The organism is Nocardia niwae NBRC 108934 = DSM 45340 (assembly GCF_001613465.1).
In the GTDB taxonomy this organism is placed as follows: Bacteria; Actinomycetota; Actinomycetes; order Mycobacteriales; family Mycobacteriaceae; genus Nocardia; species Nocardia niwae.
Genome location: NZ_BDCK01000041.1, coordinates 1 through 23,256 on the forward strand (window position 1 = coordinate 1; position 23,256 = coordinate 23,256).

22 protein-coding genes are annotated in these 23,256 nt (G+C 69.7%); 13 read left to right on the forward strand and 9 right to left on the reverse strand.

The window, feature by feature from the left end; translation table 11 throughout:
• On the reverse strand, positions 1 to 2,693 hold a 2,693-nt coding region (locus tag NNI01S_RS26780; RefSeq protein ID WP_084489349.1), incomplete at its 3' end, for a sensor histidine kinase.
• A gap of 319 nt (positions 2,694 to 3,012) precedes the next feature.
• Between NNI01S_RS26780 and NNI01S_RS26785 the strand changes: the two genes are divergently transcribed.
• The 5 genes from NNI01S_RS26785 to NNI01S_RS26805 all read left to right on the forward strand — a co-directional run bounded on the left by NNI01S_RS26785 (position 3,013) and on the right by NNI01S_RS26805 (position 9,040).
• A complete protein-coding gene (locus tag NNI01S_RS26785; protein ID WP_084489338.1) occupies positions 3,013 to 5,076 on the forward strand; it encodes an AMP-binding protein in 2,064 nt (687 codons plus the stop codon).
• A gap of 121 nt (positions 5,077 to 5,197) precedes the next feature.
• Complete coding sequence (locus NNI01S_RS26790) at positions 5,198 to 5,584, forward strand: hemophore-related protein (RefSeq protein WP_063023352.1); 387 nt, start codon at positions 5,198 to 5,200, stop codon at positions 5,582 to 5,584.
• A gap of 127 nt (positions 5,585 to 5,711) precedes the next feature.
• Entirely contained in the window at positions 5,712 to 6,425 is a 714-nt protein-coding gene (locus NNI01S_RS26795; RefSeq protein ID WP_063023151.1) for a response regulator transcription factor, read from the forward strand.
• Positions 6,422 to 7,789 carry a sensor histidine kinase gene (locus tag NNI01S_RS26800; protein WP_084489339.1) on the forward strand — a complete coding sequence of 456 codons (1,368 nt, stop codon included), beginning with the start codon at positions 6,422 to 6,424 and terminating at the stop codon, positions 7,787 to 7,789. The genes NNI01S_RS26795 and NNI01S_RS26800 overlap by 4 nt, the downstream gene beginning before the upstream one ends.
• Before the next feature lie 81 nt (positions 7,790 to 7,870).
• Positions 7,871 to 9,040: a YhgE/Pip domain-containing protein gene (locus NNI01S_RS26805; protein ID WP_063023153.1), complete on the forward strand. Its 1,170-nt coding sequence runs from the start codon at positions 7,871 to 7,873 to the stop codon at positions 9,038 to 9,040.
• A gap of 252 nt (positions 9,041 to 9,292) precedes the next feature.
• Here NNI01S_RS26805 and NNI01S_RS26810 read toward each other — a convergent pair whose 3' ends face one another.
• The 4 genes from NNI01S_RS26810 to pdxH form a co-directional block, all read right to left on the reverse strand.
• On the reverse strand, positions 9,293 to 9,652 hold the full coding sequence (locus tag NNI01S_RS26810) for an FKBP-type peptidyl-prolyl cis-trans isomerase (protein ID WP_039795159.1): 360 nt from the start codon (positions 9,650 to 9,652) through the stop codon (positions 9,293 to 9,295).
• 37 nt (positions 9,653 to 9,689) lie between these two features.
• Entirely contained in the window at positions 9,690 to 11,003 is a 1,314-nt protein-coding gene (locus NNI01S_RS26815) for a citrate synthase (RefSeq protein ID WP_083880375.1), read from the reverse strand.
• 191 nt (positions 11,004 to 11,194) lie between these two features.
• Positions 11,195 to 12,475, reverse strand: coding sequence for an MFS transporter (locus tag NNI01S_RS26820; RefSeq protein ID WP_063023155.1), 1,281 nt, complete (start codon positions 12,473 to 12,475; stop codon positions 11,195 to 11,197).
• Positions 12,476 to 12,544: 69 nt separating this feature from the next.
• Positions 12,545 to 13,237 carry a pyridoxamine 5'-phosphate oxidase gene (gene pdxH / locus NNI01S_RS26825; RefSeq protein ID WP_063023157.1) on the reverse strand — a complete coding sequence of 231 codons (693 nt, stop codon included), beginning with the start codon at positions 13,235 to 13,237 and terminating at the stop codon, positions 12,545 to 12,547.
• A gap of 121 nt (positions 13,238 to 13,358) precedes the next feature.
• Between pdxH and NNI01S_RS26830 the strand changes: the two genes are divergently transcribed.
• Both NNI01S_RS26830 and NNI01S_RS35615 read left to right on the forward strand, forming a co-directional pair.
• Positions 13,359 to 14,507 (forward strand): citrate synthase 2, encoded by a 1,149-nt coding sequence (locus NNI01S_RS26830; protein WP_063023159.1) that lies wholly within the window; start codon positions 13,359 to 13,361, stop codon positions 14,505 to 14,507.
• A 495-nt stretch (positions 14,508 to 15,002) separates the two neighbouring features.
• Positions 15,003 to 15,257, forward strand: a complete 255-nt coding sequence (locus NNI01S_RS35615; RefSeq protein WP_063023161.1) for a polysaccharide deacetylase family protein — start codon at positions 15,003 to 15,005, stop codon at positions 15,255 to 15,257.
• Between the two features lie 78 nt (positions 15,258 to 15,335).
• Here NNI01S_RS35615 and NNI01S_RS26840 read toward each other — a convergent pair whose 3' ends face one another.
• On the reverse strand, positions 15,336 to 15,974 hold the full coding sequence (locus tag NNI01S_RS26840; RefSeq protein ID WP_063023163.1) for a hypothetical protein: 639 nt from the start codon (positions 15,972 to 15,974) through the stop codon (positions 15,336 to 15,338).
• Positions 15,975 to 16,038: 64 nt separating this feature from the next.
• On the opposite strand from NNI01S_RS26840, the gene serC reads away from it, so the two are divergent.
• The 3 genes from serC (at position 16,039) to NNI01S_RS26855 (ending at position 19,356) form a co-directional block, all read left to right on the forward strand.
• Positions 16,039 to 17,163 carry a phosphoserine transaminase gene (gene serC / locus NNI01S_RS26845; RefSeq protein ID WP_063023165.1) on the forward strand — a complete coding sequence of 375 codons (1,125 nt, stop codon included), beginning with the start codon at positions 16,039 to 16,041 and terminating at the stop codon, positions 17,161 to 17,163.
• Positions 17,164 to 17,373: 210 nt separating this feature from the next.
• Positions 17,374 to 18,393: a septation protein SepH gene (gene sepH / locus NNI01S_RS26850; protein ID WP_063023167.1), complete on the forward strand. Its 1,020-nt coding sequence runs from the start codon at positions 17,374 to 17,376 to the stop codon at positions 18,391 to 18,393.
• Between the two features lie 222 nt (positions 18,394 to 18,615).
• Positions 18,616 to 19,356: a DUF6928 family protein gene (locus NNI01S_RS26855; protein WP_063023169.1), complete on the forward strand. Its 741-nt coding sequence runs from the start codon at positions 18,616 to 18,618 to the stop codon at positions 19,354 to 19,356.
• Between the two features lie 42 nt (positions 19,357 to 19,398).
• Here NNI01S_RS26855 and NNI01S_RS26860 read toward each other — a convergent pair whose 3' ends face one another.
• Both NNI01S_RS26860 and NNI01S_RS26865 read right to left on the reverse strand, forming a co-directional pair.
• Complete coding sequence (locus tag NNI01S_RS26860) at positions 19,399 to 19,689, reverse strand: DUF2537 domain-containing protein (protein ID WP_063023171.1); 291 nt, start codon at positions 19,687 to 19,689, stop codon at positions 19,399 to 19,401.
• The gene (locus NNI01S_RS26865) at positions 19,686 to 20,489 is read right to left on the reverse strand and encodes a TrmH family RNA methyltransferase (protein WP_063023354.1); all 804 of its coding nucleotides are present in this window, start codon (positions 20,487 to 20,489) and stop codon (positions 19,686 to 19,688) included. The genes NNI01S_RS26860 and NNI01S_RS26865 overlap by 4 nt, the downstream gene beginning before the upstream one ends.
• Before the next feature lie 112 nt (positions 20,490 to 20,601).
• Here NNI01S_RS26865 and NNI01S_RS26870 point away from each other — a divergent pair, with 112 nt between their 5' ends.
• The 3 genes from NNI01S_RS26870 to NNI01S_RS26880 all read left to right on the forward strand — a co-directional run bounded on the left by NNI01S_RS26870 (position 20,602) and on the right by NNI01S_RS26880 (position 22,681).
• Entirely contained in the window at positions 20,602 to 21,807 is a 1,206-nt protein-coding gene (locus NNI01S_RS26870; RefSeq protein WP_063023173.1) for a GNAT family N-acetyltransferase, read from the forward strand.
• Between the two features lie 39 nt (positions 21,808 to 21,846).
• Entirely contained in the window at positions 21,847 to 22,248 is a 402-nt protein-coding gene (locus NNI01S_RS26875) for a YccF domain-containing protein (RefSeq protein WP_063023174.1), read from the forward strand.
• 139 nt (positions 22,249 to 22,387) lie between these two features.
• Positions 22,388 to 22,681 (forward strand): hypothetical protein, encoded by a 294-nt coding sequence (locus NNI01S_RS26880; protein WP_063023175.1) that lies wholly within the window; start codon positions 22,388 to 22,390, stop codon positions 22,679 to 22,681.
• 30 nt (positions 22,682 to 22,711) lie between these two features.
• Here NNI01S_RS26880 and NNI01S_RS26885 read toward each other — a convergent pair whose 3' ends face one another.
• Complete coding sequence (locus tag NNI01S_RS26885) at positions 22,712 to 23,149, reverse strand: MarR family winged helix-turn-helix transcriptional regulator (RefSeq protein ID WP_063023176.1); 438 nt, start codon at positions 23,147 to 23,149, stop codon at positions 22,712 to 22,714.
• Between the last annotated feature and the right edge of the window lie 107 nt (positions 23,150 to 23,256).

The following is a 23,256-nucleotide window of genomic DNA, read 5'->3' on the forward strand; positions in this document are numbered from 1 at the left end:
CCACCCGAGGCAGACTCACGCTGCGGCAGACCACCCGCCGCCGACTCACGCTGCGGCACACCGTTCGCACCCGGCTGCCGCTGCGGTAGGCCGGTGGAACCCGACTCGCGCTGCGGAAGGCTGGTCGAACCGGTCTCACGCGGCGGCAGACCACCCAGACCGGTCTCGCGCGGCGGCAGACCGCTCGCCGGGTCGCGCTGCGGCAGACCACCGGAGGCGGACTCCCGCTGCGGCAGGCCGTTGGACGCGTCCCGCGACGGCGCGCCGTTGGTGCCGGGCTGACGCTGTGGCAGACCGGTGCTCGGCTGCGGCACACCATTGGCCCCGGGCTGACGAACCGGCAGTTCGCCCGAGTTCGGATCACGCGGCGGCAGGCCGGTACCGGACTGCTCCGCGAGACCACCGGGCTGGCGCGGCGGCGGACCGCCGGGGCTCAGGGTGCGCTTGGGCAGGTTGGCCGCGGCCAGCTTGCCCCGCTGCGGACCACTCGGGGCAGGCTGACCCGACGCGGGCCGCAGGCTCGTCGCCGATTGCTGCGCCTCCGAGCGCATACCCGACGACGACATCGCCGAACCGGGCTGCCGCTGCGGCAGTCCGCCCGGGCCGGTGGGGATCGGCCCGCTGGGCGAGCCGGTGGGCTTGGCGCTCGCGGTCGGAATCGGACCGCTCACCCCGGGATCGACAGTGACCATGACATTGCCCCCAGGAGTCCGCTGGACGGCCCGCATCTGCATAGACGACGGCGCCGACGGACGCTGTGGAGCTGCGGCCTGCGGCGAAGGCTGCGGGGTGACGGGCTGCCCCGCGCTCGGCTTGCCCGCGACGATCAGTCCGACCGGCACGTGCACGGTCACCGTCACGCCGGGATCGCGCGCGGTGTCGAAGGTCGGGCGCAACCGCACGGTGAGACCGTGCCGCTCGGCCAGCCTGCCGACCACGAACAGACCCATGTGGCGGGCCGTGTCCGGGCCCGGCTCGGCGGTCTGCTCCAAGCGGCGGTTGATGTCGGCCATCTCGGCGGGCGGCATACCGATGCCGCGGTCGGCCACCTCGATGAGCAGGCCCTGATCGTGCGCCTGCGCGAAGGTGAATTTGACGTCGGTCTCCGGCGGCGAGGCGCGCAGCGCGTTGTCCAGCAGCTCGGCGAACAGATGCGCGAGGTCGGAGGCGGCGGGTTCCTTCAGCGAGCCGCGCGGCGTGGCGCCGAGCTTCACGCGCTCGTAGTCCTCGACCTCTGAGATCGCGGCGCGCAGCACGTCGGCGATCTCGACCGGGGCGGACTTGGCGCGGCGCTGCCGGGTACCGGCGAGAATCAGCAGGTTGTCGCCGTTACGGCGCATACGGGCGGCGAGATGGTCCAGCCGGAAGAGGTTCTCCAGCAGGCGCGGGTCCTTCTCGTCGTATTCCATCGCCTCGATGAGGGTGAGCTGATGGTCGACGAGCGACTTGGACCGCCGCGCCAGGGTCTCGAACATGTCGTTGACCTGCGAACGCATCTTCGCCTGGTCGCTCGCCAGGCGCAGCGCCTGGCCGTGGATGTCGTCGACGGCGCGGGCCAGCTGACCGATCTCCTCGGTGCTGCGCACCGGCATCGGCTCCAGCGGCACCTCTTCCGGCGAGGCGCCGTTACGGAGCTGGGCGACCTCGTGCGGCAGGTCGCTCTCGGCCACGCGCAGCGCGGCCAACCGCAGCCGGTGCAGCGGCACGATCATCGAGCGGGCCACGAAGACGGCGAGCAGCAGCGCGGCGAGGATGGTCGCGATGACGACCGCTGTGTAGGTCCACGCGTCGCGCTGGGCGGTGGTCACCAGCGAATGCATCGCGGAGTCGATGTCCTTGGTCGCCTTGCCGACGACGTGCTCGTAGACCGCGAGGCTGTCGGTCAGCGACTTCTTCAGGTCGCCGACCGGGAGCTGGCCCGCCTGTGACTGCGGGCTGGTGAGCAGCGCGATCCTGGTGTCGATGCCCGCGCGCAGGTCGGCGATGGAGGTGTCGCCGTCGGAGAAGCGGTGCGCGAGCACGTTGAGCAGCGCGCGCTCGGTGTTGGAGGCGATGAGGAAGTTCTGGACGCCGGCCTGCTGGGAGCGCAGCACCTCGGGGAAGGCGGCGAGTTCGCTGACCAGCGTGGCGCGGGTGTTGAGCGAGTCGACCAGCCGCAGCTTGGCCGCGTCCACCGCGGTGTCGCTGACCTGGCCGACCGTGGTCTCGACGATCCGGACGCTGTCGTTGCGGACGCGGTCGATCAACGCGAGCGTGTCCGCCGGGGGGCCGGTGGAGACCGATTTGCCCTGGGCACGCACGCCCTTGGCCTGGGTGAGCATGCTGTCGATGGCCTCGCGCGCGCCGGGCACGCCGTCGAGCTTGGCGACCGCCCTCTCGGCGTTGGCGATCGCCTTGTCCAGGTCCGCGAGGTTCTGGTCGGTCACCACGGACTGGTTGGTCCCCAGCGAGATCATCTGCGAACCCGCGGTGGTGGCGGTCTGCGCGCTGAGCGCGGTGACCGATGGAATGGCGGCGACGTTCTCCGAGATGTCGGCGAGCCGGTTCGACTCCGCGAACTCCGACGAGATCCTGGACACGCCGAGCCCGACTGCGACCGCCAGAGGCACGGCGAGCACCGCCGTCACCTTCCAGCGCAGGTCCCAGTTGCCCAGAGCCCAGCGGCTGCTGCCGGACCTAGCGGCGTCACGCATCTCCCACTCACTTTCCAAACTGGCCTCTACCACGCGCCATCAACCGAACCTCCACATCGCGTGCTTGGCTCGACAGGTGGAGCTGGCCGAGAGCTGCGGCTGGCCGAGAAATTGCGTCTACGACGGCCCAAATAAGTGACATCAGATTCTAACGGATCAATAACTTCTTGGGTGACTGGGCGTGATGTCGCGAGCATTGACCTGCCGATTCCAGGCAAAACCAAAGGTAGCGGCACCCACCCGGGCGTCGCGTGAAGTCTGCCACAATCAACCAGATCTATCGAGGCGGGCATCGAGGCGAGGCTAGGGAGTCACGGGGTTGAACGTGCGGCAGGAGTACCGACCGGCCTACCAAACCAGCTTGGTGGATCCCGCCGAGTTCTGGGCCGGCGCGGCCGAAGCGATCGACTGGGACGTGCCGCCCGCCCAGATCCTCGACCTCAGCGCCCGCCCGGTGGCCAGGTGGTTCTCCGGAGCTCGCCTCAACACCTCGTTCAATGCCCTGGACCGGCACGTATACCCCACCGCCCCGGGCGCCCCCAGCCGCGCCGACCAGCCCGCGTTGATCTACGACTCGGCTATGACCGACGCCGCCGTGGTCTACACCTACGCCGAACTGCTCGACGAAGTGTCGCGGTTCGCCGGGGCGATGGTCCGGCTGGGCGTCTCCGCGGGCGATCGCGTGGTGATCTACCTGCCGATGATCCCCGAAGCGGTGATCGCCATGCTGGCCTGCGCCCGCATCGGCGCGGTTCACTCCGTGGTCTTCGGCGGCTTCGCGGCCCCGGAGCTGGCCGCCCGCATCGATGACGCGGAGCCGGTGCTGATCATCACTGCGTCCGGCGGCCTGGAGCCGGGCAAGAAGATCGAGTACCCGCCCATCGTGCTGCAGGCGCTGGATCTCGCCGAGACCACGGCTCCCCGCACGGTGATCGTCAAGCAGCGGCCGCAGTTCGACACGATCCCTTTCCCCGCCCCGCAGCCCGCCACCGAGTACCTGCCGAGTTCGACGCAGACCGTGGCCGCGCAGTGGCTGGATTGGGACGACGCCGTGCGCGACGCGCCACCGGCCGATCCGGTCTCGGTCGCGGCGACCGATCCGCTCTACATCCTGTACACCTCCGGCACCACCGGGAAGCCGAAGGGCGTGGTCCGGGACAACGGCGGGCACGCGGTGGCCCTGGCCTGGTCGATGCGCAACATCTACGACGTCGACGCGGGCCGGGTGATGTGGGCCGCCTCCGACGTGGGCTGGGTGGTCGGGCACTCCTACATCGTCTACGCGCCGCTGCTGGTCGGCGCGACCACGCTGCTGTACGAGGGCAAGCCGATCGGCACGCCGGACGCGGGCGCGTACTGGCGGGTGGTCGCCGAACACAAGGTCGATGTGCTGTTCACCGCACCGACCGCGCTGCGCGCCATCCGCAAGGCGGACCCCGACGCGGAACTGGCCCACCGCCACGACCTTTCTTCGCTGCGCGCCCTGTTCTGCGCCGGCGAGCGCCTGGACCCGGCCACCTACGCCTGGGCGGAGGAGACCCTCCTGGCCGGCCGCTCGGACTGCCCGGTCGTCGATCACTGGTGGCAGACCGAAACGGGGTGGCCGATCTGCGCGAACCCGCTCGGCCTGCAAGAACTGCCGATCAAACCGGGTTCGGCCTCGGTGCCGGTGCCGGGCTACCGACTACGCGTACTCGACTCCTCCGGCAACGCGGTCGCGCCGAACACCGAGGGCAACATCGTCATCGGCCTGCCGCTGCCGCCCGGCACGCTGACCGGACTCTGGCGCGACGACGCCCGGTACGAGCGCTCCTATCTGTCCGCCTATCCCGGCCACTACCTCACCGGCGACTCCGGCTACTTCGACGAGGACGGCTATCTGTATGTCCTCGGCCGCAGCGACGACGTGATCAATATGGCCGGGCACCGGCTCTCGGCGGGCAGCATCGAGGCGGCCATCGCAGGGCACGAGGCGGTCGCCGAATGCGCCGTCATCGGATTGCCCGACGAACTCAAGGGGCACCGACCGCTGGCTTACGTCGTGCTCAAGTCCGGTGTCGAGATCGATCCGGATCGACTGCGCGACGAACTCATCGAGCGGGTGCGCACCCAGGTCGGCGCGATCGCCACGCTGCACGACGCCATCGTCGTGACGGCGCTGCCGAAGACCAGGTCCGGCAAGATCCTGCGCAAGACGATCCGGCAGATCACCTCCGGCGAGACGTTCGAAGTCCCCTCCACCATCGAGGATCCCGGCGTGCTCGCTGCGCTGGAGCAGCAGATCCGCTCGGCGCGTCCGCAGTGGCGTGATCCGGCGCACGACGACAACGAGAACACCGACCACGTGGTCACGCCGCACGTGGATCCAGTTGTGCCATCCTGAATTTCCGCGTCGCCGGCAACGTCCTCAGAGTTTCCTCAGAGGATGTTCACGCGGGTGCCAGCAGTTCGAAATAGCCTCGAGACCGCCCCGAAACCCTTCGATGATCTGGAGGCAACACATCATGAAACGTTCCGTAGGCCGCCCCGCCGTCGCCGCTCTCGCAGCAGGTGGAATCGCCACGGTCACGTTGTTCCTCGGCCCCGCCATCGCTAGCGCGGGCCCGATGGAATACGCCGAGCCGCTACTGACCTCGGACTGCTCGTTCGCCCAGGTCGACGCGGCACTGCACGACAAGGCGCCGCAGCTGGCCGCGATGCTCGACGCGAACCCGCGCCAGAAGGCCGAATTGCAGCGCCGCTTCGACCAGCCGGTCGAGCAGCGCCGGGCCGAGCTGCGCCGGGCCATCGACGAGAACCCGGACGCGGTACGGCAGGCGGAGAACGACCCGCGGACCGCGCAGCTGCGCGACACCATCCGCGTAGTGGCCGAGACCTGCCACAACTACTGATCCCACCGGGACATGGGCGACTCGCCGGGTTTATCCGGTACCCGGTGAGTCGCCACCGCCGGACCGAATGCGAGTCCCGCGTGCCCCATTCGTACGGTCCGAAGATTCGCCGGAGGCGGGGAGCAGAATGGATGACGTGACCTCGACCTCGAATCCGACGGTCCTCGTCGTCGACGACGACGAGGACGTGCTCGCCTCGGTCGAGCGCGGCCTGCGGTTGTCCGGCTTCCAAGTCCTCGTGGCCAGGGACGGCGCGCAAGCGCTGCGCAGCGTCAAGGAGAACGCGCCCGACGCCATCGTGCTGGACATGAACATGCCCGTGCTCGACGGCGCGGGCGTGGTGACCGCGTTGCGCGCGATGGGCAACGAGGTGCCGATCTGCGTGCTCAGCGCCCGCGCGTCGGTGGACGACCGCATCTCCGGCCTGGAGTCCGGCGCCGACGACTACCTGGTCAAGCCGTTCGTGCTGAAGGAACTGGTGGCCCGGATCCGGGCGCTGCTGCGCCGACGGTCCGACACGCCCGCGCCCGCGACCCCGGGGGCGGTCACCATCGGGCCGCTCGAAGTGGACGTCGCCGGGTATCGCGCGCTGCTGAACGGCCGCGAGATCGAGCTCACCAAGCGGGAATTCGAGCTGCTGTCGACGCTGGCCAGGAACGTCGGCGTGGTGCTGAGCCGGGAACGTCTGCTGGAGCTGGTGTGGGGCTACGACTTCGCGGCCGACACCAACGTGGTGGACGTCTTCGTCGGCTACCTGCGCCGCAAACTCGAGGTAAACGGCGCACCCCGGCTGCTGCACACGATCCGCGGCGTCGGGTTCGTGCTCCGAGCCCCGAAATGACCGTGCCCGCTTCGCCGCCGCGCACCCGCCGGCGTCGGTCGTTCTCGCTGCGCACCCGCGTCGCGGGCGCGGCGGCCGCGGGCGCGATCATCATCGTGACGCTGATCAGCTTGATCAGTATTCGCGCCATCGAGCGCAACAACCTGCAGCAGGCCGACCAGCAACTCGCCGTCGCGGCGCGGATCGTCCTGCTCGAGCCGCAGATCGCGGTGCGGATCATCAGCCTGACCGGGCTGAACAACGACATGGCTGTGACCGTCCGGGACAACGGCGAGGTCGTCGCCAGCACGCCTACCGAACTGCCCGCGCTGCCGACCGGCTCCCGCACCGTCACGGTGAGCGGTACCCCCTACCGGATTCTGACCACCACCGAGAATCAACCTGCGGGCCGCACGGTCTCCCTCGGCATCCCCGCCGCGGGCGCCGCCGAGGCCACCGCCGAGCAGCAACGGTGGGTGCTCGGCGGCGCCCTGCTGTCCATCGCCGCGGCCGCGGCGCTCGGCTGGTTGCTCGCGGGCGCGGCCGTGCGTCCGATCGTCCGGCTGACCAGCCAGGTGGGCGCACGCAACGCCTATCCCGATCCGGGCAATCCGCAGACGCCGGTGGAGGGCGCGGGCGTGCACGAGGCCGAGCAACTGGCCGACGCGGTGAACACCATGCTGCAGCGAGTGGATCAGGCGCAGGCCCAGACGGCCGCCGCCTTGGAGACCGCCCGCGATTTCGCCGCCGTGTCCGCCCACGAACTGCGCACACCGCTGACCGCGATGCGCACCGACCTCGAGGTGCTGCGCACCCTCGACCTGGACGAGGCGCAGCGAGCCGAGATCCTCGACGACCTGCAGCGCAGCCAGGGCCGGGTGGAGAGCACGCTGGCGGCCCTGGAGCGGCTGGCCACCGGCGATCTGACCAACGAGCGCGACCACGTCGCCACCGATGTCGGCGACCTGTGCGACCAGGCTGCGCACGACGCCATGCGACATTTCCCCGGCCTCACCGTGCGGATCGATTCCGACGCCGAACTGGTCACCCGGGGCCTGCCCGCGGGGCTGCGGCTGGCTGTGGACAACGCGCTGGCCAACTCGGTCAAACACGGCGGAGCCACCGAGGCCCTGGTCACCGCGCATCGCGGGCCGGGCGGCCGCATCGTCATCTCCATCGACGACAACGGACGCGGCATCCCGCCGGAGGAGCGCGACGCCGTCTTCGACCGCTTCTTCCGCGGCAGCCAGGCGAGCAAGGGCGGATCCGGTCTCGGTCTGGCGCTGGTGGCCCAGCAAGCCCAACTACACGGCGGCCGCGCGTATTTCGACGCGGGCACGCTCGGCGGCATCAGGCTGGTCCTCGATCTGCCCGGAGTCGTGTGATCGGCGAAGCGCGCGGCCCCTTACTCAAATCTCAGAGAAACGCCAAGGGCCGCGCCATAACTCGCGTTTAGGGTCTGCGGCGTGATCGGAAAACGCGCCCGCTGGGGCCTTCTCGTCGTCGCCCTCATCTCGGCTGGTGCGCTCGGCGCCGGCATCATCGCGTGGACCGGGACGGATCGCGGGCCGACGGGCATCGCGGTGGTCGATGCCGATACCGGGCCGATCGGCGCGCGCGTGGTCGAAGCGCTGCAGGAGGCGGGTGGCTACGAATGGACCGCCGCCGCGCCGGGCGAGGCGAGCACCGACGACTACGCCGCGGTCATCACGCTGCCCGCCGACCTCACCGCGTCGATGGGCACCCTGGCCGGGCCGGAGCCGAAGCGGGCCGAGGTCACCGTGGAGACCCACGAACACGCCGACGCCGACCTGGTGCACGGCGCGGTGACCGAGGTGACGCATCGGATCGGCGCGGTCGGTGTCGACGCGGCGCTCACCGCCGTCGCGCAGGCCCGGTCACAGATGTCACAAGTGCAGTTCACCGCCCAGCTGCTCAGCGCGGGCGTCGAGGCGGCCGCCGCGGGAGCCGACCAGTTCAGCGCGGGCGCCGACCAGCTGCTCGGCTTCCTCGAGTTCGCGAAATCCGGATCGGCGCAGCTCACTTCGGCCATCGCGCTGCTGAACTCCACCGTCGACGGAGCGGCCGCGCAAGCCGGCCAACTGGCCGCGGCCCTCGATTCGACCGGCATCACCATCGCGCAGGTGGAGCGCACGGCGAACACGGTGAGCGGCGGACTCGATCAGATCCTGCCGCTGCTGCGCGCGCTGCCGTTCGCGAACGATCCCGCACTCGCCGACATCATCGGCAAACTGGACGCGCTGCGCAGTGTGTCCGCGCAGGCGGGCGCCCAGCTGACCGGCCTCGGCTCGCTCGTCGGCGGCGCGGTCGATCCCGACACCGATCTCGGCACGCTGCTGCGCACCGTTGTCGACCGCCTGACCGGCGCGAGCGCGCAGTTGTCCGAGGGCGCGAAGCTCGCCGAGGGCCTCCCCGCGCTCGCCGAACAGGGCGGCGCCCAACTGGTCGGCGCCATCGGCCAGCTCACCGGCGGTGTGAACCAGTTGCAGAACATCGTGCACAACCTGAGTGCCCAAACCGACAAGGCGGTCGCCGCCCTGCCCCAGCGCAGCAGCACCCAGCAATCCGCACTGGCAACGGCGCTCACCGATCCGGTCGAGATCGTCAGGAAGTAGAGACGACGATGGCCCGTCTTCCTTTACAGAAGACGGGCCATACATCTTCAGGCGCACGGCCAACGAAGGCTCTCGGGATACCGATCGGCCCCACCGCCGACTCCGTGCAACCACGCGCACTTCATCCGCGACTGTTATGCCGACGTACCCAGCTCACCTCGACCACGTCTGTTGAGCGAAGCGAGACCGAGCATCCGCCGTTCGCGAGCCGCATGGGGGCCGCGAACACGCGGCGCCGCAGGCGCCGCCGAACTAGTTGGCGTTGAGCAGGTCGATCACGAAGACCAGCGTCTTGCCGGACAGCGGGTGACCGCCGCCCGCACCACCGTAGGCCAGCTCCGGCGGGATGGTCAGCTGACGACGACCGCCGACCTTCATCCCGGGGATGCCGTCCTGCCAGCCCTGGATCAGGCCGCGCAACGGGAAGGTGATGGACTCGCCGCGGTTCCACGACGAGTCGAACTCTTCGCCGGATTCGAATTCGACGCCCACGTAGTGCACTTCCACGGTGCCGCCGGGCACCGCTTCCTTGCCCGAGCCTTCGATGATGTCCTTGATCACCAGCTCGGTGGGCGCGGGCCCTGCCTGGAACTCGATCTCCGGTTTGGTCATGCGGCTATCCCCTTCGATAGGTGATGGATGGGTTTCGTCAACGATTGTTGATCTCGCGGTAATCGCGAGCGCCGTAGCCGGTGTAGATCTGCCGGGGACGGCCGATCTTCAGCGGTTCGCTGTGCATCTCGCGCCAGTGCGCGATCCAGCCGGGGAGCCGGCCCATCGCGAACAACACGGTGAACATGCGGGTCGGGAAGCCCATCGCCTTGTAGATGACGCCGGTGTAGAAGTCGACGTTCGGGTACAGGCGGCGCTCGATGAAATAGTCGTCGGTGAGCGCGGCCTCTTCCAGCGCCTGGGCGATGTCGAACAGCTCGTCGTGGCCGCCGAGCTTGCTCAGGATGGCGTCGGCGTGCTTCTTGGCGATCGAGGCGCGCGGGTCGTAGTTGCGGTAGACGCGGTGGCCGAAGCCCATGAGCTTCACCCCGTCTTCCTTGTTCTTGACCTTGCGGATGAACTCCTTGACGTCGCTGCCACTGGCCTTGATGCCGTCGAGCATCTCCAGCACGGCCTGGTTCGCGCCGCCGTGCAGCGGGCCCCACAGCGCGTTGATGCCGCCGGACACCGAGGTGAACAGGTTGGCGTCGGACGAGCCGACCAGGCGCACGGTGGAGGTGGAGCAGTTCTGCTCGTGGTCGGCGTGCAGGATGAGCAGCATGTCCAGCGCCGCGGCGACCTCGGGGTCCACCTCGTAGGGCTCGGCCGGGAAGCCGAAGGTCATCCGCAGGAAGTTCTCCACCAGGCTCAGCGAGTTGTCCGGGTAGAGGAACGGCTGGCCGACCGACTTCTTGTACGAGTAGGCCGCGATGGTGGGCAGCTTGGCCAGTAGCCGGATGGTGGACAGTTCGACCTGTTCGGGATCGCGCGGGTCGAGCGAGTCCTGGTAGTAGGCCGACAGCGCGTTCACCGCCGAGGACAGCACCGGCATGGGGTGCGCGTTGCGCGGGAAGCCGTCGAAGAACCGCTTCAGGTCCTCGTGCAGCAGCGTGTGCCTGCGGATGCGATCGGTGAAGTCCTCGAGCTGGGCCTGGGTCGGCAGCTCGCCGTAGATCAGCAGGTAGCTGACCTCGATGAAGGTGGAGGCGGCGGCGAGCTGGTCGATGGGGTACCCGCGGTAGCGCAGGATGCCCGCCTCACCGTCGATGTAGGTGATCGCCGACTTGGTCGGGGCGGTGTTCATGAAGCCCGGGTCGTACGTCACGTACCCGGTGCTGGCCAGCAGCTTTCCCAGCTCGATCCCGTCGTTGCCCTCGGCGGCCCTGGTGACCGTCATCGGGAACTCGCCGCCGGGGTAGGAAAGAACCGGCTTGGCGTCGTCGTCGACGTTGATGATGTTCTCAGCGGGCACGGAAGGATCCCTCTCAGGCTAGAACCACAGGCACCGGCGCGGTGGCGCACGATGCGCTTGCCTCAACGCTAGCCGTTGGCCGACGCGGACAATACCGGAGGGTAGTCCTGCGGCGGCTCACAAACACGTCCCGGCGCGGTGAGGTCCCACGGCCACGGCGGAACGCGGTCGCCAGGTGTTCGCTGCGCACGTCACACGGCGATTTCGGCATGAGCGCGAGCGACACGGTAACGCGTGAACGCCGGAAACGCGACCGCCGCGAGCACCACGCCGGCCACCACGAGCGCGCCGCCGCCCGCCGCGGCTACAGCGGTACCCAGGCTCGCCGCCGCGAAACCGTGTGCAACATCACCGATGCGCGGGCCACCCGCGACCACCACGGTGAACACCCCTTGCAGCCGGCCGCGCAGATCGTCGGTGGCCACCGTCTGCAGCATGGTGACTCGCAACGCGGCCGAGACCATGTCCACCGCGCCGCCGAAAGCAGAGCACAGCAGGGCGATCCACAGTCCGGCGCCGAGGCTCAGGCCGTGCCCGGTGAGGCCCACCGCGAGGCCGAAGCCGACCATGGCCAGCCCCCACAGGGCGATGCAGACCAGCACGGCCAGGCCCTGCCTGCGGATACGCGGAATCCAGCCGGAGAACACCCCGCCGAGCACGGCGCCCGCCGACATCGAGGCGAACAGCAAGCCCAGCGCGACGCCGCCGGTGGCCGGGTCGCCGAAGGTCTCGTGCGCGATCTGCGGAAACAGCGCGCGCGGCATGCCGAACACCATGGCGATCACGTCCACCGCGAACGACGCGAGCAGCACCCGCTGGGTGGCGAGATAGCCGAAACCGTCCAGCACGGTGCGGAATCCGGCCCGGCGCACCGTGCCGGTGGGCGGCAGCGCGGGCAACCGCCACACTGCCCACAGGGTGGCCAGCAGCGCGACGGCGTCGATCAGATAGAGCATGGCGAGCCCGACGACGGGGATGAGCGCACCCGCCAGCACCGGCCCGGCGATGGCGCCGAACTGCATCACCGTCATGTTCAGCGAATTGGCCGCGGCGAGTTGGCCTTCCGGGAGCAACCGCGGGATGGTGGCGCTACGGGTGGGCTGGTTCACCGCGAAGAACGCCTGCTGCACGGCGAACAGCCCGAGCACGATCCACACGTTGTCCACCCCGGCCGCCGCTTGCAGCCAGAAGGCCAGCGCCGTGAGCCCGGTGCCCGAATTGGTGATCAGCAGGAGCTTGCGCCGGTCCAGCACGTCGGCGAGCGCGCCGCCCCACAGGCCGAACACGATCAGCGGCACCAGGCCGAACAGCCCGGCCAGCCCCACGTAGCCGGAGCTGCCGGTGATCTGGAAGATCTGCTGCGGCACCGCGACGACGGACAGTTGCGCGCCGATCATGGTGACGATGCCCGAACTCCAGAGGCGTCGATAGTCCGGATTGCGCAACGGAGTGGTGTCGGCGAGCAGTTTCACCGCCGCAGCGTAATCAGTCCCCCGGCCCGGTACGGCGCGAGAATTCTCACGCCGGGCGCCGGGAATACGTCAGGGTTGCAGGCGCTCGACGGTGGTCGTCGCGCCCTCGATCCGCACCCGGATGCGGTTGTGCAACCTGCCGCGCCTGCCCTGCCAGAACTCGACCTCGTCGGGGCGGACCAGGAATCCGCCCCAGTGCGGCGGGACCGGGATCTCGTCGACGTCGGCGAACCGCGCGGTCGCCTCGGCCAGCGTGCGATCCAGTTCGGCCCGCGACCCGATCGGCTGGGACTGGCGCGAGGCCCAGGCGCCCAGTTGCGAGTCCCGCGGCCGGGAACGCCAGTACGCCGCCGTGGTCTCGGCGGGGACCCGCTCGACCGCGCCGCGCAGGTGCACCTGCCGGCCCAGCGCGGGCCAGACGAAGGTGACCGCCGCGTACGGGACGGCGGTGAGCTGGGCGCCTTTGGCCGAGTCGTAATTCGTGTAGAAGATCACGCCCTCCGGGGAGAGCCCTTTACACAGCACGGTCCGCGCGACGGGCCGCGGCGTGCCGTCGGCCAGCGAGACCGTGGCCAGCACCATGGCGTTGGGTTCGGCGATGCCCACCGCGGTGGCCTGTTCGATCCAATGCCGCAGCAGCGGCTCCCAGCCCCCGGCGAGCCAGGTCTCGTCCAAGTCGACGTCGTCGTTGCCGCCGTGCGGAAGGCCGCCGTAGTCGACCCGCATGGCCGCCAGATCCGATGAATTGTCCAGGTCACGCATGGGCCAGACGTTACTCCGCAGTAGCAGGGAGCTAAGGTTTTGATGATCGGCATGTACTCGTCAAATCCGACACCTTCCCATCGGCGAGAACGTGCGACCCAAGTGCAAGGAGAGTCGTGACATGACTACCAGCCCCGCGGTTTCCGGTGGGCAGGCCACCGTTCCCAGCGATTTCGTCAGCGGCCTCGAGGGCGTGGTGGCATTCACCACCGACATCGCCGAACCCGACAAGGACGGCGGCGCGCTGCGCTACCGCGGCGTCGACATCGAGCACCTCGTCGAGGGCAGGGTGACCTTCGGTGACGTGTGGGCGCTGCTGGTCGACGGATCGTTCGGGCGTGGCCTGCCGCCCGCCGAGCCGTTCCCGCTGCCCGTGCACACCGGTGACGTGCGCGTCGACGTGCAGGCCGGGCTGGCCATGCTCGCGCCGATCTGGGGCTACCAGCCGCTGCTGGACATCGATGACGAGACCGCGCGCGAGAACCTCGCCCGCGCCTCGGTGATGGCGCTGTCCTACGTCGCGCAGTCGGCGCGCGGCATCTACCAGCCCGCGGTCCCGCAGAAGAAGATCGACGAGTGCACCACGGTCACCGAGCGCTTCATGACTCGGTGGAAGGGTGACCCGGACCCGCGCCACACCGAGGCCATCGACGCCTACTGGGTCTCCGCCGCCGAGCACGGCATGAACGCCTCCACCTTCACCGCCCGGGTGATCGCCTCGACCGGCGCCGACGTCGCGGCCGCGCTGTCCGGCGCGATCGGCGCCATGTCGGGTCCGCTGCACGGCGGCGCGCCCGCGCGCGTGCTGCCGATGATCGAGGATGTCGAGCGGACCGGCGACGCACGGGCCCTGGTCAAGGGGATCCTGGACCGCAAGGAGAAGCTCATGGGCTTCGGGCATCGGGTCTACCGGGCCGAGGACCCGCGTGCCCGCGTCCTGCGCGCCACCGCGAAGCGGCTGGCCGCGCCGCGCTACGAGGTCGCCGCCGCACTGGAACAGGCCGCTCTGGCGGAACTGCGCGAGCGCCGTCCGGATCGCGCCATCGAAACCAACGTGGAGTTCTGGGCCGCGGTGATCCTGGACTTCGCCGAGGTGCCCGCGCACATGATGCCCGCCATGTTCACCTGCGGCCGCACCGCGGGCTGGTGCGCACACATCCTGGAGCAGAAGCAGTTGGGCAAGCTGGTCCGCCCCGCTGCCATCTACACCGGCCCCGGGCCCCGCACACCCGAAGAGGTCGAGGGCTGGGCGACGATCGCGCACACCTAACCCATCACGGCCCCACACCCACGAGCCGGACGTGACGGCGGGAGATGTTGCCCCGCGCGCGTCGGCCGCGCCCGGCGCCACCAAAGGGGGCACGGGTCGCTCCGGTCTCGGCGGCCCCCGCCGCAGGAGCGCCGTCCGCCGTCGCGACCAGGCACGCCGAGATCCGGCCGCAGCAGTGGGGCGTCGAGATGCCGGGAACAACGAGCACTTTCCCGGCCGCCGAAAACAGATGGCGCTCACTTTCGACGCCCGCGGCGGCGCGGGCAGCTACGACATCGACGCGTCGCTGGTGAACTTCCCGATCGCGGAACGGATTCCCGCGACGCTGCTGCTGAACAAGCGCTGAGTCGATGGCGCGCACCGCACAGCTTGCGGCGAATCCCTGTTCGAACTGGCCGATCACGGGTGGCACATAACCGCTGTCGCTGAACGGCCGCGAAGCCACGGCATCGCCGGGACCGGTTCGGCGCGGGGAGGCCGCCGAGGAAAATATGAATGAACCACGAGTTGCTGACCACGCTGACGGGTAGGCCGCCGCGATTCTTCCGCGCGGGCACCGCGCATTACCACGGCGTCGCCGTGTCTATCGTCACCGAATTGGGCGAGATTCCGGTCGGTTTCACGTTCAACGCCGATTTCGGCGCGACCGCGTCGGCCACCCGAGTGCGAACGGCGATGAATGCCGCCGCCCCCGGCGCCATTCCCCGGCCCATATGCACCGGCCGCAGTCCGGGACCGCGGGGGGCGTGACCGCGGCGCTGCCGAAGATCCGCGCCATGGGTTTCACCTTCGTGCACCTGTGAGCGCCCGGCCGCGTTCGCCGGTAGTTCACTCCTCGAGCGACGCGACCCAGTCGACGGCGACCGTTTCGCCGCGGTCGACTTCGAAGAAGGCGACCTCCAGATGGCGGCCCAGGTCGACCAGGCCGATGGCGTGCAGCGGCACCGGCTGGACCAGCCGCACCCGCCACGGCCGCGCTTCGTCCCACGCGCGCAGTTCCAGGTCCAGGCGCAGCACCGGGTCGTCACGACCGGAGTAACCCGCCGCGACCGGCGCGGCGGCGAGCACGGTGGCGTCGGCGCGGCGGCCGTCGGCGAGGATCTTGGCGATGCCCGCCCGGCCGGATTCCGCCAGGTCGGGCACGTACAGCACGACGCGGTCGCGGTCGCGCGGATCCACCCGGCAGGACACGACGTCCCCCGCCCGCATCCACTCCAGGTCGGCCTCCGGCACCCGCTGCCGCACCCGGCTCTCGTAGGGAAACTGTTCCGCCAGCTGCACCCGGACCCAGAACACGTGTCCCGGCTCGGTGCGCCGCGGACGTACGCCGAGGATCGTTGCGGTTCCCGCTTCTCCCCGGATCAACAACTCTCGCCGCATCGCGTCCGAGACCGTCGCGCCGCGCAGCCGGAAATTCCGGGCTCGCTCGCGCAGTCGCCACCCCGAGTTAGCTGAGGGCATGCTCATGGGCGCTTACGTTAGCCGGAGTGTGGGCGTCGCCACAGCGACACCACCGACTACCCTGTTCGCCATGACCTCTGCGTTTCCGACCATTCCCGACGATCTCAAGCCCGCCGACGGACGGTTCGGTTGCGGCCCCTCCAAGGTGCGTCCGGAGCAGCTGCAGTCGCTGGTGAACGTCGGCGCCTCGGTGTTCGGAACCTCGCATCGGCAGAAGCCGGTCAAGGACGTGGTGGCGCGCGTGCGCTCCGGCTTGCGCGAGCTGTTCGGCCTGCCGGACGGCTACGAGGTGGTGCTCGGCAACGGCGGCACCACCGCGTTCTGGGACGCCGCGGCGTTCGGCCTGGTCCGGGAGCGTTCGCTGCACCTGACCAACGGTGAGTTCAGCTCGAAGTTCGCCGCGGTGACCAAGGGCAATCCGTTCATCGGCGACCCGATCGTGGTCTCGGCGGATCCCGGCAGCGCGCCGGAGCCGGTGTCGGACCCGTCGGCGGACCTGATCGGCTGGGCGCACAACGAGACCTCGACCGGCGTCTCGATCCCGGTGCGGCGGCCCGCCGGCTCGGAGCACGCCCTCATCGCCATCGACGCCACCTCGGGCGCGGGCGGTCTCCCGGTGACCATCACCGACGCCGATGTCTATTACTTCGCGCCGCAGAAGTGCTTCGCCTCCGACGGCGGTCTGTGGGTCGCGCTGATGAGCCCGGCCGCACTGGCCCGGGTCGACGAGATCAAGGCGTCGGGCCGCTGGACCCCCGACTTCCTGTCGCTGCCGATCGCGATCGACAACAGCACCAAGGACCAGACCTACAACACCCCGGCTCTGGGCACCCTGTTGCTGTTCGCCGACCAGATCGAATGGCTCAACCACAACGGCGGCCTGGACTGGGCGGTCAAGCGCACGCTGGACTCGTCGTCGCGGCTGTACTCCTGGGCCGAGTCGAGCGAGTACGCCACCCCGTACGTCACGGACCCGGCGCACCGCTCGCAGGTGGTCGGCACCATCGACTTCGCCGATTCGGTCGACGCGGCCGCGGTGGCGAAGATCCTGCGCGCCAACGGCATCGTGGACACCGAGCCGTACCGCAAGCTGGGCCGCAACCAGCTGCGCATCGGCATGTTCCCGGCGATCGATCCGGACGACGTCAGCCAGCTGACCCGCGCCATCGACTGGGTCGTGCAGAATCTCGGCTGAGCGCCGGATATTTCGGCCCGACGGCCGCAACACGCCCGGGATCGACACGCCGCCGAATTAGGCGTAGCCGAGCGAACAGAGCAGATTAGCGGGGCACGGACGTCTCCCGAGAGATTTCCGTGCCGCGTGTCCTGCCCCATGAATCTCAGATGTGCACTACTGTTTCGGAAAGTGGGCGGTGTCGCGAGTCGACGCGATAAGGAGGTAACGGTGCGTGAACTTCGAGTGATCGGGGTGACGCCCGACTCCACGCACATCGTGTGTATCGACACCGAGTCCGGTCAGAAGTTCCGGCTGCCCGCCGACGACAAACTGCGAGCCGCCGCGCGCGGAGACCTTGCCCGATTCGGCCAGATCGAGATCGAAATGGAAGCAACTATGCGTCCCCGCGATATCCAGGCCCGTATTCGTGCAGGGGCCTCCGTAGAACAGGTCACCGAAGAATCCGGAATGCCGGCCAGTCGCGTCGAGCGATTCGCCTATCCGGTGCTGCTGGAGCGGGCCCGCGCCGCCGAACTCGCCCAGAAGGCGCACCCCGTGCGCCCCGACGGTCCCGCCGTGGACACCCTCATCGATGTGGTCACCGCAGCGTTCACCGCGCGCGGGCACAACATCGAGGGCGCCGAATGGGATGCGTGGAAGGACGAGAAAGGCTACTGGGTCGCCCAGTTGCAGTGGCAGAACGGACGATCCGAGATCGCCGCGCACTGGCGTTACCAGCCGGACGCGCACGGCGGCTCGGTCTCCCCGCTCGACGATCCGGCTTCCGATCTGATCGATCCGGACTTCGGTCGCGCCTTGCGGGGACTGGCGACGATCGCGCCGCCCGAGCCCGAACCGGCTGCGCCGCAGCCGGAGCCGGTGGCCGAACCGCGTCCCGAACCGGCCACGCCGCCCGCGCGCACCGCGAGCCGCCAGAGCCAGCCGACGCTGGACGAATACTACGAGCAGCGGGCCGTCGCGGTCGGCGGCAGCGCCGCCGCGATCCCGGCGGCCAGCGGCTCGGCACCCGCCGCGGCCGCAGGCACGGCCCCCGCGGCTGCCGCTACCACCTCGGCCGCGACGACGCCCCCCGCCGCGGACACCGCCGCCCCGCCGCCCGCCCCCACCGAGGAGCCCGCGAAGCCCGCGGCCAAGGCTCCGGCCAAGCCGAGTCGCAGCAAGCGCGGCAAGGCGCCGATGCCGTCGTGGGAGGACGTGCTGCTCGGGGTGCGCAGCTCCGGTCACTGAGTCGATCCGCTGTCCGGCAGCCAATTCCGCCTCGGATCGTAGATACTGATTTCGGGAGCACACGGGTAACTCGCCGGGTACGCCCAGAACCCGATCGGCACCCATCGCAGGACCTGATCGCGAGCGCCGCGGCACCGACCAGTACGGCCTGAATGCGCGCAGAGGCGAGACAGCGCTCGAGGTTCGCGGAGTCGATTCGTGCAACTATCGGGAGGTGCCGGAATGCTATCCAAGGCTTGGTCGCTCTGGTACGTCGACGCACCCGATGCCCTGACGGTTTTGCGCGCGAACCACGACCCGGACCCGGGAGCCGCACTGGCCTTGGCGAGGCAACTGCACGACGACCGCGATGTACGGCCGGTCATGGTCGGTACGTTGGCGGGTTGCGCGGGCCCGGGAACCGATGAGGTGTGCATAGGCTGTTTTCCCGGCGTGACGGTGTTGTGCTCGGCCCAAGCCGCGCGTATCCACCCGACCGAGATCCCGGCGTTGCTGGTGCGTCCGCTGGCTTCGGAACACACATATCTGGTGTCGTTCGACCTCGAGCACGGCTGGGGCGCGTTCGCCCACTGGGAGCGCGGCGAATTCCGCAGATCGTTCAGCTCGACCCGGGTGCGCATCCTGGAGGACGAGGGACTTCCGCTGGTATGGGAACGGTCGTACTGGGCCGGCGAGCATCCGGTGCGCTGGCGCGCGGGCGAACTGCCCGACCCCCAGTCACTGCCTTTCGACCCGCCCGACTTCGCCGACGCGGCCAACAACGAATGGCTCGGCTTCCACTACCGGGGGCCTGCCGCGCCCGGCGCGCTCGTGCCGGGTGACATTCCCGTCTGCAAGTTCGCGCTGTATCCGAAGGGCCAGATGCCCGACTCGCCGGTTCGCGGCTCGACCGACAGCGGAACGCATTCGCCACGCAAGCGTGGACTTTTCGGCTGGCTGCGCGGACACGACCCGGTGGGCTGAACCCGCGGCACGGCTCGATCCGAGCCGCCCGCGCCAGGCGGCCTATCCGCCGAGCAGCAGCACGATCCATCCGAGCAGGACGCCCATCGCGCCCCCGCCGATCACCCACCGCGTCACCGGGGCGAAACGCCAGCGCCACGCGGTGGGCGCGGCGCCGCCGACCGCGATCAAGTTGACCACCACCGCGAGCAACGGGTGTACTTCGGCCAGGGCGGCCCCGAACGAATACACCGCGACCGCCGACAGCAGCGCCACCATGACGGCCACGGTGAGGCCCGCGCCCCACGGCGTGGGGTCCTGGTAGGACGGATACGGCCGATACGGTCCGGTCATGCCGTCCGCACCCGCTCGTAGAACGCCATCGCGGCCGCGGTCGCGACATTGAGCGAATCGGTGCCGGGAGTCATGGGGATGCGCGCGCGGACGTCGGTGGCCCGCATGGCCGCCTCGGTCAGCCCCGGCCCTTCGGCCCCGACCAACAACGCCACCCGCTCCCCCGTCATCGCCGCCGCCAGATTCGCCGCCGCCGGGTCGGGCGTGAGAGCGATGATCTGGAATCCCTTGCGCCGCAGTATATCCAGTCCGCCCGGCCAGTCCGGCACGGACGCGAACGGAACCCGCAGCACATGCCCCATGGAGACACGCACGGCCCGGCGGTACAAGGGGTCGGCGCAGCGATCGCCGAACAGGATCGCGTCGGCTCCGAGCCCGGCCGCGTTGCGGAACATGGCGCCGAGATTCTCGTGGTCGTTGACGCCTTCGAGCACCGCGACGGTGCGCGCCTTTTCGAGCACCTCCGCCAGGCCGAGTTCGGCGGGGCGGCGGGCGACGGCCAGCACGCCGCGGTTGAGGTGGAAACCGACCACCTCGGCCATCACCTCGGCCGTCGCCCGGTAGTACGGCACGTCGACGGCCACCAGATCGTCGGCGAGTTCGGCGCGCCTACGCTCCACACCGAGCAGCGCGGACGGCGCGAAGCGCGAGTCGAGCATCCGCTGGACCACCACGACGCCCTCGGCGATCACCAATCCCTTGCGCCCGGGCAGATCGGGCCTGCGGTCGGCCGACTTGAGATCGCGGAAGTCGTCGACCCGAGGGTCGGCGGGGTCATCGATGTCGATCACTTCGGCCACCGCTCCATCCTGCCGAACGGTCGCGGCCGGGACCGAATCGGAGTTCGCCGAGCGGTCGCGGAGCGCGAAAAATATGGTGCGGACAGGGGCGCGAAAGTGGAATGGTCGGAGCATGACGACCCTCCCGGGAATCACCATCCGATCGGCAACCGAGGACGATGGACCCGCGATCACGACGCTGGTGGAAACCTCGTTCGGCACCCGCTACGACCCGGCCGAGCTGGAGCGGATACCCCTGCTCTTCCCACCGGAGAACAGCATCGTGGCGGTCGAGGACGGGCAGATCGTCGGGCACGTGCAGTCCACCACCATGACGGTCACGGTGCCCGGCGAACGGACCGTGCCTGCGTGCGGCATCGCGGCCGTCGGGGTGGCCCCTACCCACCGGCGGCGCGGCATCCTGCGCGCCATGTACACCGAACAGCACCGGCGCATCGAGGCGGCCGGGCTGCCGCTGACCATGTTCACCGCGAGCGAGGGCGGCATCTACGGCCGGTTCGGCTATGGTCCCGTGACGCGGGAGAACGCCGTGGGCATCGACCGGCGGTTCGCGGAATTCCTGCCGTCGGCGCCGGATCCCGGCGGCGTCACGCTGCGCCCGCCGAGCGAACTGCGCGCGGCGGCGGAGGCGATCTACGACCGCTGGCGCAGGCTGACGCCCGGGGCGCAGGTACGCCCGGCGGCGGCCTGGGACATCGTTTTCGACGATCCGGAACGTTTCCGCGACGGCGGCACCACGCTGTTCGGACTTCTGCACGCCGACGGCTACGCGCTGTATCGGTTCCACTCCGACGACAGGGCGCAGACGGTCGAAGTGGTCGAGATGCGGACGGTCACCGCCGAAGCGCACGCGGCCCTGTGGCGAGCCCTGCTCGGGCTCGATCTGACGCGGCGGGTGGACGCGGTCCTCACCGACCACGACCCGCTGCCCTATCTGCTGACCGATCCCCGGCTGGTGCGTACCACCGCACGCTACGACGGACTGTGGCTTCGCCTGATGGACGTGCCCGCGGCGCTCACCGCACGCGCTTACCCGAGCGATCTGGAGGTGACGCTCGAGGTGACCGATCCCTTCCGGAACGCGGGCGGAACGTTCGCACTGCGCGTCTGCAACGGGCAGGCGGAATGCGAACCGACCGATCGCGCGCCCGATATCGAGCTCGGCATCGATGTCCTCGGCAGCATGTACCTGGGCGCGCACCCCGCGCGCGTGTTCGCCGCGGCGAACCGGTTGCGGAGCAAGAATTCCGCGTACGTGCGCGCGCTCGACGACGCCTTCGGCGCCGAGCGTGACGCTATGCTCGGCTGGTTCTTCTGACGCTGGGCACCGCGCCCCGCGGGCTGGCATGCTGGTCCCATGAAGCCGATCCAGTTGGTTCTCAATATCCTGTGGCTGATCTTCGCCGGGTTCTGGCTGGCGCTGGGCTACATCGCGGCGGGGATCATCTGCTTCATCCTGATCATCACGATTCCGTTCGGGATCGCGTCGTTCCGGATCGCCGCCTACGTGCTGTGGCCGTTCGGCCGGACCACCGTGGAGAAGCCGGGGGCCGGTGCCGGGTCGCTGATCGGCAACATCATCTGGTTCATCGTCGCGGGCTGGTGGCTGGCGCTGGGCCATCTGCTCACGAGCATTCCGCTGTTCCTATCGATCATCGGTATCCCGTTCGGCTGGGCCAACCTGAAGTTCATCCCGATCTCGCTGTTCCCGCTCGGACGGGAGATCGTCGACAGCGATCAGCCGTTCGGCGCGCGGTAGCCTGCGCGGCCTGGACCGGGCCCGTCGGGCGCGCATTGGTTTCGCATCATTTCGCGATAGTTCTGTGATCTGCATCACAGGCTGTTAACGAAATCACACCCCCGTGCGAAGGTTAGCTAGAAGGTAACTGATCTTTCCAGTGCCCATCGCGCCCGGAGCGGGCGCCGAGCCGACCGCGCAGGAGGGCTCCACCATGACCGACCGCACCGCCCGCAGGCCCGACTCGGAGACCGCGCCGCTCGCGCCGATCGCGGCGACCTTGGGACTGCTGCTGCTCATCGGCGCGGCCACCCAGCTCACCCGCCTGCCCCGCTGGGCCGACGACTACGGGGTTCTGGTCTATCCGGCCTTCGTGCTCTGTCCGGCCATCGCGGGCGGCCTGCTGTGGTGGGGCGGCGGGATCGTCGTCCGGCTCCTGCGGACGAACCGCTGAGCCGGGTCGCGGCGCTGAATCCTCTACGCGCTACTCGGATTCCGTGACGATCTGCTTCATGATCGCCACGGCGCGGGTCAGCACGACGAGCTGCTCCTCGGTCAGCGTCGACAGCTGCTCGGTCATCCACGCCTCCCGAGCGCTGGCTTCGTCGGCGATCAGCGCGCGGCCCGCCGAGGACAGCGAGACGATGATTTGACGACCGTCGGTCGGATGCGGGTTGCGTTCTACCAGATCGAGGTCGGTGAGCGAGGCGATGACCCGGGTCATCGAGGGGGGCTGGACACGTTCCTTCGCCGCGAGCGCGCCCGGCGTCATCGCGCCCTCGCGCGCCAGGGTGGCGAGCGCGGAGAGTTGGGTCAGCGAAATCTGTGAGTCGGCCCGACGGCCGCGCAGGTGTCGCGTCAGTCGAACGACCGCCAGCGAGAGCTCACCAGCAAGGGCTCTGACATCCGATGGCGTTGTCACAGTGGCAAACGATACGGGACCGCGGGCGGCCGGTCGCGGCTTCCCGCCACGCTGCGACCACCTCGTCTCCGCTCGGCCGGGAGGCCGCACCCGGCAGGGCGGATTAG

What these genes read in the sequence shown, in the direction of transcription:
- NNI01S_RS26790 (WP_063023352.1), top strand. Translation starts at nt 5,198, where the DNA reads ATGAAACGTTCCGTAGGCCGCCCCGCCGTCGCCGCTCTCGCAGCAGGT.
- NNI01S_RS26795 (WP_063023151.1), top strand. Translation starts at nt 5,712, where the DNA reads ATGGATGACGTGACCTCGACCTCGAATCCGACGGTCCTCGTCGTCGAC.
- NNI01S_RS26800 (WP_084489339.1), top strand. Translation starts at nt 6,422, where the DNA reads ATGACCGTGCCCGCTTCGCCGCCGCGCACCCGCCGGCGTCGGTCGTTC.
- NNI01S_RS26810 (WP_039795159.1), bottom strand. Translation starts at nt 9,652, where the DNA reads ATGACCAAACCGGAGATCGAGTTCCAGGCAGGGCCCGCGCCCACCGAG.
- pdxH (WP_063023157.1), bottom strand. Translation starts at nt 13,237, where the DNA reads ATGCGTGACCTGGACAATTCATCGGATCTGGCGGCCATGCGGGTCGAC.
- NNI01S_RS26830 (WP_063023159.1), top strand. Translation starts at nt 13,359, where the DNA reads ATGACTACCAGCCCCGCGGTTTCCGGTGGGCAGGCCACCGTTCCCAGC.
- NNI01S_RS35615 (WP_063023161.1), top strand. Translation starts at nt 15,003, where the DNA reads ATGAACCACGAGTTGCTGACCACGCTGACGGGTAGGCCGCCGCGATTC.
- NNI01S_RS26840 (WP_063023163.1), bottom strand. Translation starts at nt 15,974, where the DNA reads ATGAGCATGCCCTCAGCTAACTCGGGGTGGCGACTGCGCGAGCGAGCC.
- serC (WP_063023165.1), top strand. Translation starts at nt 16,039, where the DNA reads ATGACCTCTGCGTTTCCGACCATTCCCGACGATCTCAAGCCCGCCGAC.
- NNI01S_RS26855 (WP_063023169.1), top strand. Translation starts at nt 18,616, where the DNA reads ATGCTATCCAAGGCTTGGTCGCTCTGGTACGTCGACGCACCCGATGCC.
- NNI01S_RS26860 (WP_063023171.1), bottom strand. Translation starts at nt 19,689, where the DNA reads ATGACCGGACCGTATCGGCCGTATCCGTCCTACCAGGACCCCACGCCG.
- NNI01S_RS26870 (WP_063023173.1), top strand. Translation starts at nt 20,602, where the DNA reads ATGACGACCCTCCCGGGAATCACCATCCGATCGGCAACCGAGGACGAT.
- NNI01S_RS26875 (WP_063023174.1), top strand. Translation starts at nt 21,847, where the DNA reads ATGAAGCCGATCCAGTTGGTTCTCAATATCCTGTGGCTGATCTTCGCC.